The sequence below is a fragment of the Rhodoblastus acidophilus genome (assembly GCF_025961575.1).
Lineage (GTDB): Bacteria > Pseudomonadota > Alphaproteobacteria > Rhizobiales > Beijerinckiaceae > Rhodoblastus > Rhodoblastus acidophilus_C.
Genome location: NZ_JAOQNX010000028.1, coordinates 1 through 14,557 on the forward strand (window position 1 = coordinate 1; position 14,557 = coordinate 14,557).

The window sequence follows — 14,557 nt, forward strand, 5'->3', positions numbered from 1 at the left end:
TGGGATTCCTCCCTCGCAATCACGAAGAAAGAATCGCATTGTTCAAGCCAGTTGGGAATCCCCCATTGAATCTGAAGCCGCCGAACGCGCTCTAAGAAACCTGCGCCGCGCGGCGGATGGATTCGGCGCACAGGTCGGTGGCGTGGGTGGCGCGCCAAAAAGCGCGCGGTCCCGGTTCGGATTGCGGCGCAGGGGCGTGTCGGGTGCAAAGCCCGGCCCTCCCCCACCATTGCAGCGGCTTGTCGCCGCGGTCGGTCGGGTCCAATCCGCCTTTGGGACTGCGCCAATAGCGGCACTCGGCGCAGACCGCGAGATCGACCGCCGAGCCCTGGACCAGGAACTCCCCGCAGCCCTGGCCGCCATGCGTGGTCGGCCAATGCGCCACGCTGTCGGACACATAAGCTGGCGTCGGCGCGTGGCGCTGGCAGGAGCCCTCGTTCGGCCGGGCCATTTTCCAGTAGACGCACGCCGCGCATTTTTCAGCCTCGCCGCTCATTTCCCCGCTTCCTCCCCCGCTTGCGCCGCCTCGCCGGGATCCTGTCCCTGCCAACCGAGAACGGCAATGTTCCGGTCCTCCTTCGGTTCCGGCGACGGCGCCTGCCCGGTCCATCCCCCGCCGAGCGCGAGCGCGAGATTGGCGTATTCGCCGAGAAGCTGGGTCTGCACGGTCAGCTGCGCGCGCTGGGCGTCCAGCGCGGCGGTCTGGGCGGTGATCAGGTCCAGCGACGACACGGCGCCGTCCTTGTAGAGGCTCATGGACATGTCGAGCGCGCGCTGGGCCGCCTGCGCGGCGGTCGCCAGCGCCTTGTTCTGCTCGCCAAGCAGCTTGATCGCGGAACTCGCGTTCTCCACCTCCTGATAGGCGGCGAGCACCGAGGCCTTGTAGGCGGCGGCGGCGGCGTTGAAATCGGCGCGCGCGATATCCAGGTCGGCCTGCCGCCGCCCGCCGTCGAACACCGGCGCAACCACGTTCGGCCCGTAGCTCCACAAGGAATTGTGGAAGTTCATCAGATCGAGATTGGTCGATTGCGTTCCGCCGGAGAGCGCAAGATAGAAGCGCGGCAGGAAGTCGGCCTTGGCGACGCCGATCCCCTGGTTGGCGGCGAACAGCAACCGCTCGTTCGCGGCGACATCGGGCCGGCGCAGCAGCAGCACGGCGGGCGCGACGCGCGGCGGACGAGGGAAGGCCGGCTGTTTCGGCTCCGGCTTGATCCTGAACAGGGACGGGGTTTCGCCGACAATGGCGCCGATGGCGTTCTCGAGCACCGACCGGGTCTGGGCGATCGAGGCGGCCAGCGCCTGCGCGGTGGCGAGCTGCACCTTGGCGCGCTCGACGTCGATCGGCGGCGCGATGTTCTGCTTCAGCCGCTCCTGCGTCAGCTTGAGCGCTTCGCCATAGACGCCGATGGTGCGGGTGAGCAGATCATATTGGGCGTCGGCGCCGCGCAGCGCGATATAGGCGCGGGCGAGGCTCGCATGCAGCGAGATGCGGCTTGCGGCGAGCAGATCGTCATTGGCCTGGGCGCCGGCCTGGGCGGCCTTGACCTGGTCGCGCACCCGTCCCCAAAGGTCGATTTCCCAGGACAATTGGCCGAGCAACTGGTTGGCGCCGTAATAGGTCGGCTGGTTCGCCGAGCGCAACGGCCGGTGCTGCGACTGCTTGTTGAAGCTGAGCGCCTCGTTCGATCCGACCTGCGGATAGAAGGCGGAGGCGTTCAGATCGAGGATCGCCCGGGCGCGCTCGTAGCGCGCGAGCGCGATGGCGTAATCCGGATTGTCGGACTCGATGCGCGCTTCCAGCCGGTTGAGCTCGGCGCTGTGGAAGTCCCGCCACCAGCTTTCGCTCAACTGGCCCGCGCGGGCGGGGGTCGCCGTCTTGTACTTCGAGGGAACCGCGACGTCCGGCACATGATATTGCGGCGCGAAATCGCATGCGCCCAGCGCGAGGGGGGCGCAGAGCGCGAGAAGGCCGAGCCGCTTCATTTCGCCGCGCTCGCGGCGGGGGCTGCGGCGGCGCCGATGCGGACCTCATCGCCCTCGGCGAGGGTTTCCGGCGGATTGTTGATGACCTGGTCCTCAAGCTTGAGCCCCGAGGCCACCAACACTTCCGCGCCAAAATCCTTGGCGATGGCCACCGGCTTGAACCGCACCCGATTGTCGGGACCGACCGTCGCCACCCGCATGCCGTGCTCATCGAAGGACAAGGCGCTCGACACGATGCGCAGGGCGCTGGGGTCGGTGGGAATCTCGAAATGCACCGTCGCGAAGGAGCCGGGCAGAAGGGCGCTGTCCGGATTGGGCGTGTCCATCTCGACCAGCAGGCTGCCGGTCAGCGCGCCGATGGCGTTGGAGGTGGTGGCGATGGTCGTGCTGAACGTGCGGCCCGGCCATTGCGGCGTGGTGAAGGTCGCGTTCATGCCCGGCTTGAGCTGCGCGGAATAGACCTGCGGCACATTCACGTAGACGCGGACCTCGTGGATGTCGGCGACCTTGAACGTGGGCTCGCCGGTCTGGCTGGGCGCGACATAGGAGCCGATGTCGATATTGCGCGCCGTCACCACGCCCTCAAAGGGCGCGGTGATCTTGGCGAAGGCTTTTTGCGCCTTGAGCCGGTCGAGATTGGCCGCGGCCGCGCCGAGATCGGCCTGCCGCACCTGCTCGTCGCTCGCCTTCTCGTCGGCCGACTGTTTCGACACCGCCGAGGAATTGCGAAGCGCGGACCAGCGCTGCGACGTCACCTTGGCGAGCTCCAGCGCCGCCTTGGCCTTGGACAGCTTCTCGCGCGCTTCGGACAGGCGCTCGTCCAGTTCGGGCGTGTCGATCACCGCGAGAACGTCGTTCTTCTTCACCTCGGCGCCGATGTCCTTGGACCAGCTGGCGACATAGCCGGACACCTGCGCGTGGATCGACGCCTCGTACCAGGCCGCGATCCGGCCGGGCAGGCTCAGCGCCTGCGGCTTCAGGTCGATGTGCGGGTGGATGACCGAGACATAGGGAACGGCGCGGGCGCGCGTCCATGTCGAGAGCTCCGCCTGTTGCGCGCGCCGGTGCAACACGGACAGGCCGACATAGGCGCTCAGCGCCAGCACGACCAGAAGCAACAGCCAACGGGCCCTCGAGCGGCGCTTCGGCGGAGCGGCGGTGTCTTCAACCATGACGCGGCTCCGTCTCGATTTGCGGCGCCGCGTCGTCCGCACGCGACTTGCGGGAATGAACCATGGAAAAGACCACAGGCACGAAGATGAGGGTGGCGATGGTGGCCAAAATAAGGCCACCGATCACGGCGCGCCCGAGCGGCGCATTCTGTTCGGCGCTCAGCGCCATGGGCGCCATGCCGATGATCATGGCGAGCGCCGTCATCAGCACCGGACGGAAGCGTCCGACGCCCGCCTCCAAAGCGGCTTGGACGGCGGTGCTGCCCTCGGCCAGCTGGGCGCGGGCGAAGCTCACCACCAGAATGGAGTTTGCGGTCGCGACGCCCATGCACATGATCGCGCCGGTCAGGGCCGGCACCGACAGGGTGGTGTGGGTGGCGAACAGCATCCAGGCCACACCCGCCAGCGCGGCGGGCAGAGCGGTGACGATGACGAAGGGATCGAGCCAGGATTGGAAATTGACCACGATCAGCAGGTAGATCAACACGATCGCCAGCGCCAGGCCGGCATAGAGCTGGCTATAGGCGGAATTCATCGTGTCGGTCTGGCCGCGCAGAACGATCAGCGTGCCCCTCGGTTTTTCCGCGTTAAGTTCGGCGATGATTTTCCGGATGTCGGCGGAAACGGCGCCGAGGTCGCGGCCGTTGGTCGTCGCGTAAATGTCGATCACCGGCTGCACCGAATAATGGGAGACGACAGCGCTGCTGTTGGCGCGGCTGATGCTGGCGACGGCGCCGAGGATCTGCGAGGAATTCCCTTGCGAGGCCGGAATGCGCGCGAGATCGCTCAGGCCCTGCATCCAATATTGCGGCGTCTGCGCCACCACAGGATAGGACACGCCATTCTTCGGATTGAGCCAGAACACCGGATTGGTCTGGATCGAACCGGCGAGGCTGATCTGCAGCGAGGTCGCGACATCCTTTTCGGTGACCGCGAGCTGGTTGGCGTGGATGCGGTCGACGTTCACCTTGATGGTCGGCTGGTCCGCGGGCTGCTGGATGCGGGCGTCCGCAACCCCGGTGACCAAGGCGATGCGTTTCAACAATTTGTTGGCGAGGATGCGGTTGCCGGCGGCGTTGCTGCCGACCACCTGCACGTCGATGGGCGCGGGCAAGCCGAAATTGAGGATCTGGGTGACGATGTCGGCGGGCAGGAAGGAGAAGGTCACGCTGGGAAACAGCTCCGGCAGCTTTTCGCGCAATTTCTCGACCAGCGCTTCGCTCTCCGTCTCCTTTTCGGGTTGCAGCGTGATCAGCACGTCCGCGTCCGCCGTTCCGATCGTGCCGGAATTGCCGTAGGCGACGTTGATGCCGCTGATCGGCATGCCGATATTGTCGACGATGGAGGCGACGGACTCCGGGCCGGCGACAGTGCGGATCGCCTCCTCGACCTGGCTCAGAAGCCGGCCGGTTTCCTCGATGCGCAGACCCGTCGGCCCGCGCACGTGCAGCTTGATCTGCGCGGTTTCCACCGTCGGAAAGAAATTCTGTCCGAGCAAGGGGACAAGCAGCAGCGACGCCAGGGAGAAGCCGACGAAGGACAGGACGAAACGCCAGCGCAGCGCGATGGCGGCGGTGAGCGTCCGGGCGTACGCGTCGCGCAGCGCGCCGAAGACGCGCTCGAACCCGTGCTGGAACTTGCCGAATATGGTGCGCGGCGGCGCGTCGGGGTCGTGGGCGTGGCCGCGAAGCAGATAGTTCGCCATGGTCGGCACCAGCGTGCGCGACAGCAGGTAGGAGCCGATCAGCGCGAACACCACCGCCTTGGCCATGGGCAGGAACAGATAGCCGGAGACGCCGCCGAGGCCGAACATGGGGACGAACACGATGCAGATGCACAACAGCGAGACCGTCGCGGGAATGACGATCTGGCGGGCGCCGTCCATGATCGCGACCTCGATCTCCTTCTTCTGCTCCAGCTGGTAATTGATGTTCTCGATGGTGACGGTGGCGTCGTCGACGAGAATGCCGACCGCCAGCGCCAGACCGCCGAGCGTCATGACATTGATGTTTTCGCCGGTGGCGGCGAGCAGCGCCACGGAGGTCAGGATCGCCAGGGGAATCGAAACGATGATGATCAGGGTCGAGCGCCAGCTCCCCAGGAAGATCAGGATCATCATGCCGGTGAGGGCGGCGGCGAGGACGCCCTCGAAGATCACGGAATGCACCGCCGATTCGACGAAGGCGGACTGGTCGCCGACCAGCGCCAGCTTGACCTCGGGCGGGACGATCTCGCGCAAGCGCGGCATCAGAGTCTTGACGCCGTCGATCACGTCAATGGTGGAGGCCGAGCCCGCCTTGACGATGGTCATCAACACCGCATTCGAGCCGTCGACGCGCACCAGATTGATCTGCGGCGGCGAGGAATCGTGGACATAGGCGACGTCGCCGATCCGCACCGTCGCGCCATTGACCGTCTTGATCGGCAGGTCGTTCAGCGCCTCGACGCTCTCGGGCGAGCCATTGAGATTGACGACATATTCCTTGGAGCCGACCTTCTGGGTCCCGACCGGCGTGATGACGTCCTGCTGGCCGATCGCCGCGACCACCTCGGCGGCCGTGATGTTGTAGGAGCGCATCTTGTCCTGATCGGCGTCGATCTGGACCTGCCGGACCTTGCCCCCATAAGGCGAGGGCACGGCGGCGCCGGCCACCGTGGCGAGCTGCGGCCGGATGAAGTTCTGGGCGTAATCGAAGATCTGCGACTGGGACATGGTGTCGCTCGACACCGCGATCTGGATGACCGGCACGCTCGAGGCGTTGAAACTCAGGACATAGGGCGGCGTGATGCCGGGCGGCAGCAGTTTCAGCACCGTCTGCGAAGCCGCCGAAATCTGCGCCAGCGCGGCATTGATGTTGACCGACGGCTGGAAGAAGATTTTGACCACGCCATAGCCGGACATCGATTGCGATTCGACATGCTCGATGTCGTTGACCACGGAGCTGATGGCGCGCTCGTAGAAATAGACGACGCGGCCGGACATGTCTTCCGGCGGCAATCCATTGTAAGTCCAGACCACGGCGACCACGGGAATCCGGATCGCGGGGAAGATGTCCGTCGGGGTGCGCACCCAAGACATCACGCCAGCGATGACGATCAACATCGCCATCACCACGAAAGTATAGGGCCGGTTCAGCGCAATGCGAACGAGAGCGAGCATTTGACCTTTCGCGCGGCGATTCTGAGCGGGCGGACCTTAGTCGAGGCGGAGCCAGAGCCGCCACTAAATTAAACTTTAAACTCCGTGGCCTGCGCCAGGATGAAGCGCGCGCCGGGCGCATTGTCCTCGATGTCCAAAACCCAGCCGTGCAAGCGCGCGATCGACTCGACAATGCTCAGGCCCAGGCCGGAGCCCTCCTCCTCGCCTTGCTTGAGGCGAACGAACCGGCGAAAAATGTCGCGCTTCTTCGCCACGGGCACGCCGCGGCCATTGTCGCTGACGGTGATCTCCGCCCTGCCCCCCGATTCGCGCGCCGCGACGGTCACCTTCCCGCCGCGCGGGGTGAATTTCAAGGCGTTGTCGATCAGATTGGCCAAGGCCTCGCGCAAGAGGTCGGGGTCGGCGCGACGCACCAGCGGCGCGGGCGCTTCGACCAGCAAAGCCACGCCCTTGGCTGCGGCCAGCGGCGCGTAAAAATCGTGCAGCTCAAGGCAAAGCGCGGCGATGTCGGCGTCGCGGAACCCGGACAGGCGATGCTCCGCCTCGATGGCCGAGATTCGCTGCAGCGCCGCGATCGACTTCATGGCGCGATCGAGCTGCCGCAGCGCGGCCTGCACCGGCGGGCGCAGACGATCGTCCCTGGGCGCGTCCTTGAGCGCGTCCTCGAGCGTCGCTCTGACGTTGGCGACGGGTGCGCGCAGGTCGTGGGCGATGTTGTCGCCCACCGTCGCCATTTGCGCGAGCAGGCGCTCGATCTCGTCGAGCATGGCGTTGACCGAGACCACCAGGTCGTCAAGTTCGCGGAACCCCGTGGCGACGGGCAAGCGGGCGCGCAGGTCGCCATTGACGATCACGCTGATGCTGCGGTCGACCGCGCGCAGCCGGGCGGCGGCGCGCCGGGCGGCGAAGAGCCCGAGCAGCAGCGCGCCCACGGCGAGGGGGACGATGCCGAAGGCCAGCGCCTTGAATAGAAACCCGCGCAGCGCGACGGCTTCGTCGAGGCTGCGCCCGAGCACGATCACCGATCCGTCGGAGCGCCGGCGCGCCACCAGAATGGTCGGGGTCGCTGGCGCCGCGGCGCTGGCCCGGAACTCGGCGAAATAGCGGACTTTTCCGTCCGCGGGAATGTCGGGTCGGGTGTCGAGATTGCCGAACGCCAGCGCCCCCGCGGGATCGTAGAGGGCGACATATTGCAGCCGGCGAAAATCCCGGGTGAGGCGCAAGTCGAGCGACCGCCGCAAGCGCGCGTCGTCCGCGGCGGCCGCCTTCTCCGCCTCGTCGGCGAAGACATGGGTGAGTTCGGCGACCCAGGCGCGGGTCGCCGTTTCGTAGATCACCACGAAGACCAGGCTGCTGAGCAGGAAAATGGCGAAGGCGAAGGCGCCGGCGAAGCGCAGCGGGGTCGATTGCGCGAGGCTACGCATGGTGATCGAGCCTGAACCCCTCGCCGCGCAGATTGACGATCAGACGCGATTCGCCGGGACCTTCGAGTTTCTGGCGCAGATTGCGGATATGGACGTCGACCACATTGGTGTTGGCCGGGAACTTGTAATTCCAGACCGTCTCCAGCAGCATCTGGCGCGTGACCAGCTGGCCCGGGCGCAGCATGAAAAATTCGAGCAGTTGGAATTCGCGCGGCACAAGGGCGATCTCGCGCTGGTTGCGCCAAACTTTTCGCGCGATCCGATCCATGGCGAGAGCGCCCACGGCAAGCCGCGAAGCCCCGGAATCGGCGAAGCGCCGCACCAGCGCGTCGACCCGCGCGGAAAATTCCGACATGGCGAAAGGCTTGACCAGATAATCGTCGCCGCCCGCCCGCAGACCGGCGACGCGGTCGTCGACCGCGCTCATGCCGCTCATCATCAGGACCGGCGTCCGGTCGCCGCCGGCGCGAAGCCGCTGCACCAACTCAAGTCCGTCGGCGCCCTTGAGCTTGCGGTCCATCACCAGCAGCAGCGCCCGGCCTTCCCGCGCGGCGACCAGGGCTTCCGCGCCATCTTCCGAATGCACGACGCGATAGCGCTCGGCCAATTCGCGTTCAATCGCCAGAAACAGGTCGCTTTCGTCCTCGCAGACGTAAATCGCCCTTTCAGTCCCATTCATCGCGCCGCTTCTCCCGGAGCATTGCGTTCTTCGTGCAGGTTTACGCCATTTTCATGCACGCCCACCAGTTGGCGCAAGGCTTCATCGACACTGTGGAAAATACGCGCCTCGCCGCTCACGCCAGGGTCGTCGCCGGAGCCTGGCGGGCGGGCGAGCGCCGCCACCACGCCGGAGGCGCGCAGGGCCGCCTGCGCCCGCAGCGACTCAAGGCGCGCAATGGCGAAATCGCAGCCGAGAGCGTGGCAATGCGCGATCGCCGCCGCCAAAGCCCGCGCCGCCGTGTAATCGATGGCGGCGATGGCGGAGGCCTCTAGAACGATGAGCCGCATCGGCTGGTCCTGGGCCACCGCTTGCAATTGCATCCGGAACCGGTCGGCGTTGAGATAGGACAGCGGCGCCTGAAACCCGACCACCGCGACCCCGTCCAGCGTCTCGCCGGGGCAAGTGGGATTGCGCGGCCACCACACGGTTTCGCCGGGCAGGCGCTCGAAGGTTTGCAGATCGGTCTCGGTGGTGGACCAGACGCCGTGGATCAGCGACAGGATGATCGCCAGCGCCACGCCCATCTGCACCGGCAGCAGCACCACCGCCGCCGCCGTGACCGCCATCAGCAGGAATTCCGGCCGCGAGCGCCGGAAAATGTCGCGCATGTCGCGCAGCCTGAAAATGCGGCCGGCGATGAACAGCAGGATGGCGGCGAGCGACGCTTCGGGCGTGTGGCTGAGGAAGCTTTCGCCATAGGCCGCCAGTAGCGCCAGCGCCGCCGCGGCGACCAGTCCCGCAAGCTGCGTCCGCCCGCCCGTCGCCTCGACCATGGCGGTTCTGGGCGGACTGGAATTGACCGGAAAGGCGCCAAAAAGGCCCGCGAGCAGGCCGCCCGCGCCCAGGCCGAGAAAATCCCGGTTGATGTCGGAAGCCCCGTCCGGCGCCCCATAGGCGCGCGACACCGCCGCGCTCTGCACCATGATGACAAGCGTCAGCAGGACAGCGAGGCCGACCAGCCTGAAGATTTGCTCGACGCCGCCGTCGGGCGGGGCGAATTTCGGCCAGGCCACGGGAAAAGCGCCGATCACCGGCAGCGCGGCGGGATCGAGGTCGAACCACAGGACGGCGAAGGTGGCCGCGCCCGCGGCCAGCAAGGCGGCAGGCAGCCGGGGCGCCAGGGACTCGCAGGCGATGATGAAGGCGAGGCTGACGAGGCCCAGGGCCAACGCCAGCGGCTTGACCTCGTGGATCCGCGCCGCGATCTCCCCGACCCGCTGCACCGCATCGCCCGAACCCGCGGGCAGGCCCAGCAGCGCCGGCGCTTGCGACAGCACGATATGGACGGCTATGCCCGCCAGAAACCCGGTCAGCACGGGAATCGACAGCAGATTGGCGACCCAGCCGGCGCGAAACAGCCCCGCCCCGCACATCATGGCCCCGACGAGATAAGCGAGCAGCGCCGCGAGCATGGCGTAATCGGCGCCGCCCGCCGGGACGATCAGGGCGAGCGCGGCGGCGAAAATGGGCGTGATCGTCGAATCCGCGCCCACCGACATCAGGCGGTTGGCGCCGAACAGGGCGAAGCCGAGCGTTCCCGCGATGAAGGCGAAAAAGCCGATCGAGGGGGCGAAGCCGCCGAGCCGCGCCGTCGCCATTTGTTCGGGCGCGGCGATGGCGGCAAGCGTCAGGCCCGCGAGCAGATCGGCGCGCCAAAAGACGCCGACGCCGCTCAGGCCTCGAAACAACCAGCGGTTCTTGTCCGTTTCACTCATGCGCGCCCCCGCGCCAATCTGGCCCAGGCCGGCGGCGAAGGAAAGTGTGCGCGCGACGCGCTTTGGCGCTAGACTTAGGCTGACGCGCAGGAGGCTTTTCGTGGCGGCCAACGGCTCTGAAATCATCGCTGTCGCCGATATCGGCGGCACCCACGCCCGTTTCGCGCTGGCCGGGATCGACCGCGACGCCGGGCCGGAACTCGGCGAGGCCGTGGTGTTGCGCACCGCCGACTATCCCGATCTCGCCTCCGCTTACGAAGCCTTCGCGGACCAGATCGAGGGCGCGCGGCCCCGGCGCGCCAGCTTCGCCCTCGCCTGCCCAATCCGAGGCGAAACGCTGAAATTCACCAACAATCCCTGGACCTTGCGCCCGAAAACGCTCGCGGCGGAGCTGGGGCTCGACGAGGTGCGGCTGCTCAACGATTTCGGCGCCGTCGCCCATGCGGCGGCCAAGGCCGATCTGTCCTGTTTTTCGCACATTTGCGGACCGGATCGGCCGCCGCGCTCCGGGGTGATCTCGATTCTCGGACCGGGCACGGGCCTGGGCGTCGCGCAATTGATCCTCGACGCCGATGACCATCGGGTGGTCGAAACCGAGGGCGGCCACATCGACTTCGCGCCGCACGACGCCTTCGAGGACGGGCTGCTGGTGCGCCTGCGGGAAAAATTCGGCCGCGTCTCGATCGAACGCGTCGTGTCGGGGCCGGGGCTCGAGGAAATTTTCGCCGCGCTCTCGGACGCGGAGCCTCCCGACGCCCCCGCTCTCTGGGCCGCGGCCATCGCCGGAACCGACGATGTCGCCCGCGCCGCCCTGGAAAGATTCTGCGCGTGCCTGGGCGCGGTCGCGGGCGATCTCGCCCTGGTCCATGGCGCCGAAGCCGTCATTCTCGCCGGGGGGCTCGCGCCGCGCATCGCCCCGCTGCTCGCGGAGTCGCGTTTCGCCGAACGTTTCGTCGCCAAGGGGCGCTATCGCGAGATGATGGCGAACATTCCCATCTGGATGATCGTCCACCCGCAGCCCGGCCTGTTCGGCGCGGCGGCGGCGTTCCGCCCATGAAAAAAGCGCGGCCGTTTGCCGGCCGCGCCTTCGGTTCAGTTCAAACCGAACTTACTTCTTCTCGATCTTGGCGCGTTCAATGGATTCGAGAATGACGCGCTTGGCTTCGTCCGCATCGCCCCAGCCGGCGAACTTCACCCACTTGCCCGGCTCCAGGTCCTTGTAGTGGACGAAGAAATGCTCGATCTGCTTCCAGGTGATCTCGGGCAGGTCGGTGTAGTTCTTCACCTTCTCATAGCGCTTGGTGAGCTTGGGGCTGGGGACCGCCAGAATCTTTTCGTCGCCGCCGCCCTCGTCGGTCATCTTCAACACGCCGATCGGACGGACATTGATGATCGCGCCGGGAATGATCGGGCGGGTGTTGGCCACCAGCACGTCGCAGGGATCGCCGTCCTCGGACAGGGTGTGCGGGATGAAGCCGTAATTGCCGGGATAGCGCATCGGCGTATAGAGGAAGCGATCCACCATCAACGCGCCCGACGGCTTGTCCATCTCATATTTGATCGGCTCGCCGCCGATCGGAACTTCGATGACGACATTGACGTCTTCGGGATAATTCTTGCCGATGGTGATGGCGTCGAGACGCATTGGGCTCTCCAATGATTGATCTGAGCCCTTGTTTAGTCATTCACTGGACAATCGCAACCGGAATCGTTAGGTCACGCGCCTTCAAATCCGAAAGCCACGCGTCCCAGCCGGACGCCGCCGAAGATTTCGCGGGCGCGCCTGATCTCGCGACCGCCGAGCCGACGGTAGAAATCCAGCGCCCGCGTGTTGTCGGCGAGCGACCAGACCAGCACCCGGTCGATGCCATTGGCGGCGAGATCGTCACGCCCGCCCAGGAACAGGCGCCGGCCAAAGCCGAGCCCCTGATATTCCGGCGCCAGATAAAGCTCAAAAATCTCGCCGTCATAGTCGAGCGAGGGCGCCCGGTTGCGTCCGTAGGAGACATAGCCGCCGAGCCGCCCATGGGTGGACAGGACCAGAAGCCGGCTGCCCTGGAGGACGGCGCTGCGCCACCAGTCCGGGCCCCGCCGGGCGATCAGCCGCTCAAGCTCGCGTCCGGGAATCACGCCGCGGTAGGCCTCGCGCCAAGCAGCGTCGTGGACTGCGGCGATCTGGTCGGCATCGCCGGGCATTGCGCGTCTGATGGTGATGAGCGCCTGCGACATGGATCGGATGTTACGACCAAGCGTGTTTTCCGGCAAGCGAGTTCCATGCGAAACCACGCTTGCGGCGCCGCCAGTTTCCAGCCTTTTCAGAAATTCACGGTGCTGCGGACGCCCAGCACCAGGGCGTTGGGGTGATAGCCGCCGTCCAGCTGCGCGCCGGGATGAATCACATATTGGACGACCGGCTGCACGCTGAGGCCCGGAACGACCTGCGCCTGATAAGTCGCCTCGACCAGCGCCTCGAAATCGGGACGATAGGGAAAGCCCGCCTCGACGACGGAATTCGCCGTGGCGTTGGAAATGCGCATGAAGGCGAAGCACAGGCCGGCGATGTCGTTCGGCCGCCTGTCGAAGAAGCCGGACAGGTTGAACCCGGTGTCGAAATAAAAATCCGAGACGTTGCGGTCGCCCGGCGCGGTGAAGGCGCGGAAAAAGGCGCCCAGCCCCTTGGTCGCATCGCCCGGCGCCCTGATCAGCTGCTGGTCGATCATGCCGTAAAAACCGTAATCGCCGGAGTGAACCGGCACGGGCAGGCCGGCGATGACGAAGGGGCGGCCGTCGACGTCGTTGAACATGCCGAAATTGCGCCAGGCGCCCAGCTTGATCGTTCCCGCAAGGCCCGAGGCGTCCTTGTCCTGGTTGTATTTGATCTGCAGCTCCTGCATCACCAGCGGCGGATCGGTCAGGCGGAAATTGAGGCCATAGGGATCGCGGACCTGCGGGTCGCCGGTCCCCGGTCCCGCGGGATTGCCGTCATAGACGGCGACGACATAGGTGAAGGTGTCGTTGATGTCATATTTGACCCGCGCGCCCAAAGCCGAAAACGGATAGGCGGGGCCGCCGCTCGGCATGTCCCAGGCGAGCAGGCCGGGCCATCCCGTCGTCGAATTGATGAACAGCTGCGCATATTTCGACGAGACGAAATCCGTGTCGGCGCCGAGCTGGCCGATGCGCACCGCGACCTTGTCGTCGAACAGCTTCTGCTCGTACCACAGCTCATAGAGCCGGATGGTGGGCATGGCCTCGATATAGCTGACCGGCAGCAGGTTGTTCAGATAGTACCGCGACAGTCCGACGCCCTGGATCCAAAATCCCTCGGCGTGGACAGTTCCGCCGTTCAGATGGGCGAACTTACCCATGTCGAATTCGAACACGGTGTCGAGCCGGCCTTCGCCGATCACGCCCTGGCGGGCGCCGCCGGTCGGATTGCCCAGGACTTCGCCAATATAGGTGTTTTGCAGCGTCACGCCGTCGTCGGCGAGCATTTTCTTGAAGTCGCCATAGGGGGCGAGCGCCGGGACCGACGTGACGATCGAGGGCGGCCCGTCATCGGCGCGCGCCGAGCTGGCGCAGATTGGGGCGGCGCAGATGAGAGCGGCCAAGGCGAGGCCAACGGCAAGCGCCGATTTCTTGCACGTGTCCAGCATCGGCCTCTCGCCTCTGTCTCTTACGCCCATCAAGCATCGGCGGCGTCGCCACGATTGACAAGAGCTAGCATTGTTTCGAAACACTTCAAATCTAAGCTCACGCGCAACGGCTTGCCCCGGGCTTGTCAAGCGGGAGCGGCGCCCCTGTCGCCGCGCGGATTTTCCGATAACATGACCGCCAAGGCACAGAACGGCGTCAAGACAGAACCAAGTTTCGAGTCACAGAACCAGAGTTTGTTGTTCACCATGGCAAAGAAGAGCAAGGCGCGCGCAACCGGCGCCCGGGCGACGCCGGCGAAATCCGCTCCCCTCAAGCAAAAGAAACGCGTGGCCGGCAAGCTGACGCTCACCCTGCCGCTGGCGCGCGCGCGCAAGCTGGCCGGCGATCTCTACGAGGCCGCCGGCTTGCGCCTGTGGGCGGAGGCGATCGAGGCGGCCACGCCCGAGGCCCGCGACGGGCTGATCCAGCTGCAGGACGCCATTTGCGACGCCGGCGACCTGCTCAAACAGGCCAAGGCGAGCAATCCGAAACATTTGTCGATGTTCATGGTGGCCTGTTGCGAGCGCGACGGCCTGCCCGCGACCCCGCCGCGCTTCATCACCGCGAGCGACGAGGACGAGGCCATCGCGATCTGGAAAGCCGCCTTCAAGGGCGAATTCGGCCGGCGCAAGCCGCGCGCGCAAAAAATCCCCGAGCGCGGCGACCAGCCGGGCCTGCACGGCTGA

The 14,557-nt window shown here is 66.3% G+C and carries 12 protein-coding genes; 2 read left to right on the forward strand and 10 right to left on the reverse strand.

Annotation, left to right across the window (positions count from 1 at the left end):
• Positions 1–91: 91 nt before the first annotated feature.
• From M2320_RS17900 to M2320_RS17930, 7 genes are all read right to left on the reverse strand, one after another.
• On the reverse strand, positions 92–496 hold the full coding sequence (locus tag M2320_RS17900) for a hypothetical protein (protein ID WP_184426563.1): 405 nt from the start codon (positions 494–496) through the stop codon (positions 92–94).
• On the reverse strand, positions 493–1,983 hold the full coding sequence (locus M2320_RS17905) for an efflux transporter outer membrane subunit (protein ID WP_264598445.1): 1,491 nt from the start codon (positions 1,981–1,983) through the stop codon (positions 493–495). The genes M2320_RS17900 and M2320_RS17905 overlap by 4 nt, the downstream gene beginning before the upstream one ends.
• A complete protein-coding gene (locus M2320_RS17910) occupies positions 1,980–3,155 on the reverse strand; it encodes an efflux RND transporter periplasmic adaptor subunit (RefSeq protein ID WP_264598446.1) in 1,176 nt (391 codons plus the stop codon). Before M2320_RS17910 ends, M2320_RS17905 begins: the two co-directional genes overlap by 4 nt.
• On the reverse strand, positions 3,148–6,315 hold the full coding sequence (locus tag M2320_RS17915; RefSeq protein WP_264598447.1) for an efflux RND transporter permease subunit: 3,168 nt from the start codon (positions 6,313–6,315) through the stop codon (positions 3,148–3,150). Before M2320_RS17915 ends, M2320_RS17910 begins: the two co-directional genes overlap by 8 nt.
• 68 nt (positions 6,316–6,383) lie before the next feature.
• On the reverse strand, positions 6,384–7,739 hold the full coding sequence (locus tag M2320_RS17920) for a sensor histidine kinase (RefSeq protein WP_264598448.1): 1,356 nt from the start codon (positions 7,737–7,739) through the stop codon (positions 6,384–6,386).
• The gene (locus M2320_RS17925; RefSeq protein WP_184426573.1) at positions 7,732–8,418 is read right to left on the reverse strand and encodes a response regulator transcription factor; all 687 of its coding nucleotides are present in this window, start codon (positions 8,416–8,418) and stop codon (positions 7,732–7,734) included. The genes M2320_RS17920 and M2320_RS17925 overlap by 8 nt, the downstream gene beginning before the upstream one ends.
• On the reverse strand, positions 8,415–10,175 hold the full coding sequence (locus M2320_RS17930) for a SulP family inorganic anion transporter (protein WP_264598449.1): 1,761 nt from the start codon (positions 10,173–10,175) through the stop codon (positions 8,415–8,417). Before M2320_RS17930 ends, M2320_RS17925 begins: the two co-directional genes overlap by 4 nt.
• 100 nt (positions 10,176–10,275) lie before the next feature.
• On the opposite strand from M2320_RS17930, the gene glk reads away from it, so the two are divergent.
• On the forward strand, positions 10,276–11,232 hold the full coding sequence (gene glk / locus M2320_RS17935; protein ID WP_264598450.1) for a glucokinase: 957 nt from the start codon (positions 10,276–10,278) through the stop codon (positions 11,230–11,232).
• A 51-nt stretch (positions 11,233–11,283) separates the two neighbouring features.
• On the opposite strand, the gene ppa is transcribed toward glk, so the two are convergent.
• The 3 genes from ppa to M2320_RS17950 all read right to left on the reverse strand — a co-directional run bounded on the left by ppa (position 11,284) and on the right by M2320_RS17950 (position 13,831).
• A complete protein-coding gene (ppa, locus tag M2320_RS17940) occupies positions 11,284–11,820 on the reverse strand; it encodes an inorganic diphosphatase (RefSeq protein ID WP_184426577.1) in 537 nt (178 codons plus the stop codon).
• 71 nt (positions 11,821–11,891) lie between these two features.
• Complete coding sequence (locus M2320_RS17945; protein ID WP_184426579.1) at positions 11,892–12,404, reverse strand: GNAT family N-acetyltransferase; 513 nt, start codon at positions 12,402–12,404, stop codon at positions 11,892–11,894.
• Positions 12,405–12,490: 86 nt separating this feature from the next.
• Positions 12,491–13,831 (reverse strand): carbohydrate porin, encoded by a 1,341-nt coding sequence (locus tag M2320_RS17950; protein WP_264598452.1) that lies wholly within the window; start codon positions 13,829–13,831, stop codon positions 12,491–12,493.
• 171 nt (positions 13,832–14,002) lie between these two features.
• On the opposite strand from M2320_RS17950, the gene M2320_RS17955 reads away from it, so the two are divergent.
• Positions 14,003–14,557, forward strand: a complete 555-nt coding sequence (locus M2320_RS17955; RefSeq protein ID WP_264598453.1) for a hypothetical protein — start codon at positions 14,003–14,005, stop codon at positions 14,555–14,557.

What these genes read in the sequence shown, in the direction of transcription:
- M2320_RS17900 (WP_184426563.1), bottom strand. Translation starts at nt 496, where the DNA reads ATGAGCGGCGAGGCTGAAAAATGCGCGGCGTGCGTCTACTGGAAAATG.
- M2320_RS17905 (WP_264598445.1), bottom strand. Translation starts at nt 1,983, where the DNA reads ATGAAGCGGCTCGGCCTTCTCGCGCTCTGCGCCCCCCTCGCGCTGGGC.
- M2320_RS17910 (WP_264598446.1), bottom strand. Translation starts at nt 3,155, where the DNA reads ATGGTTGAAGACACCGCCGCTCCGCCGAAGCGCCGCTCGAGGGCCCGT.
- M2320_RS17915 (WP_264598447.1), bottom strand. Translation starts at nt 6,315, where the DNA reads ATGCTCGCTCTCGTTCGCATTGCGCTGAACCGGCCCTATACTTTCGTG.
- M2320_RS17920 (WP_264598448.1), bottom strand. Translation starts at nt 7,739, where the DNA reads ATGCGTAGCCTCGCGCAATCGACCCCGCTGCGCTTCGCCGGCGCCTTC.
- M2320_RS17925 (WP_184426573.1), bottom strand. Translation starts at nt 8,418, where the DNA reads ATGAATGGGACTGAAAGGGCGATTTACGTCTGCGAGGACGAAAGCGAC.
- M2320_RS17930 (WP_264598449.1), bottom strand. Translation starts at nt 10,175, where the DNA reads ATGAGTGAAACGGACAAGAACCGCTGGTTGTTTCGAGGCCTGAGCGGC.
- ppa (WP_184426577.1), bottom strand. Translation starts at nt 11,820, where the DNA reads ATGCGTCTCGACGCCATCACCATCGGCAAGAATTATCCCGAAGACGTC.
- M2320_RS17945 (WP_184426579.1), bottom strand. Translation starts at nt 12,404, where the DNA reads ATGTCGCAGGCGCTCATCACCATCAGACGCGCAATGCCCGGCGATGCC.
- M2320_RS17950 (WP_264598452.1), bottom strand. Translation starts at nt 13,831, where the DNA reads ATGCTGGACACGTGCAAGAAATCGGCGCTTGCCGTTGGCCTCGCCTTG.
- M2320_RS17955 (WP_264598453.1), top strand. Translation starts at nt 14,003, where the DNA reads ATGACCGCCAAGGCACAGAACGGCGTCAAGACAGAACCAAGTTTCGAG.